Genomic DNA, 1,234 nt, shown 5'->3' on the forward strand with positions numbered 1-1,234 from the left:
CTGAATCGACCAGGGCCTTGTAGACGCCTCAGAGCCATAATGTATGGCTACGACGGAGGTGTCCATGAGCGGCAAGCGGTATACGGATGAGTTCAAGGTGGCGGCGGTCAAACAAGTGACTGAGCGCGGCCACCAAGTGACTGAGGTAGCAACCAGGTTGGGGATTACCACGCACAGCTTGTATGCGTGGATCAGGCGCTATGGTGGGACCAGCAGCTCAGCGCAAGAGTCGTCGGACCAAGCGGCGGAGCTGCGTCGGGTAAAGGCAGAGTTGCGCCGGGTCACCGAGGAGCGCGACATCCTAAAAAAGGCCGCCGCGTACTTTGCCAAGCAGTCCGGGTGAAGTACGCCTTCATGAAAGACCATGCCCACCAGTTTCGGATACGCAGCATGTGCCGGGTGCTGGGCGTGCATCCCAGCGGCTACTACGCTTGGCTGAAGCAACCGGCGAGTGCGCGAGCCAGGGAAGATCGTCGCCTGACGGGGCTGATCAAGCAGTCCTGGCTGGAGAGCGGAGCAGTCTACGGCTACCGCAAGGTCACCACGGATCTGCGCGATCTGGGCGAACGCTGTAGCCGTCACCGCGTGGCACGACTGATGAAATTGGCTGGCCTACGCGCTAGGTTGGATACGGAAGGCGTCCCAAGCCGCGCGGTGGCCCGCCGGCCACAGTGGCACCCAACCGGCTGCAACGCCAGTTTTTCGTCGATGGACCCAATACCCACTGGGTCACGGACATCACCTACATTCGCACGCACGAAGGCTGGCTGTTCCTTGCTGTGGTGCTCGACCTGTTTTCGCGGCGCGTGGTTGGCTGGTCGATGCAGTCGACCATGCACACCGACCTGGTGCTTCAAGCGCTGACGCTGGCTGTTTGGCGGCGAAAGCCGGCGCGAGGGCTGATGCTGCATTCCGATCAAGGCAGCCAGTTCACCGGAGGCGACTGGCAAGCGTTCCTGGAGGCACATGGCATTGTCTGCAGCATGAGCAGGCGCGGTAACTGTCACGACAATGCGGTAGCCGAGAGCTTCTTCCAGTTGCTCAAACGCGAGCGGATCAAGCGTCGGATCTACACGACTCGGGCCGATGCGGCGAGCGACGTGTTCGACTACATCGAGATGTTCTACAACCCGCGGCGTCAGCACGGCAGCAACCAGGGGCTGTCGCCGGTAGAGTACGAAAAGCGGTTCCTAGAGAGTGGCTCGTAAGCGTCTACGGGAACCTGGTCGATTCA

At 61.2% G+C, this 1,234-nt stretch carries 1 pseudogene; it reads left to right on the forward strand.

Features of this window, described 5'->3' with window-relative positions:
* Positions 1–64: 64 nt before the first annotated feature.
* Positions 65–1,208 (forward strand): annotated as a pseudogene (locus tag BTJ49_RS15220) (IS3 family transposase).
* Positions 1,209–1,234: the final 26 nt, after the last annotated feature.

The organism is Oleiagrimonas sp. MCCC 1A03011 (genome assembly GCF_003267965.1).
GTDB classification, from domain to species: Bacteria; Pseudomonadota; Gammaproteobacteria; order Xanthomonadales; family Rhodanobacteraceae; genus Oleiagrimonas; species Oleiagrimonas citrea.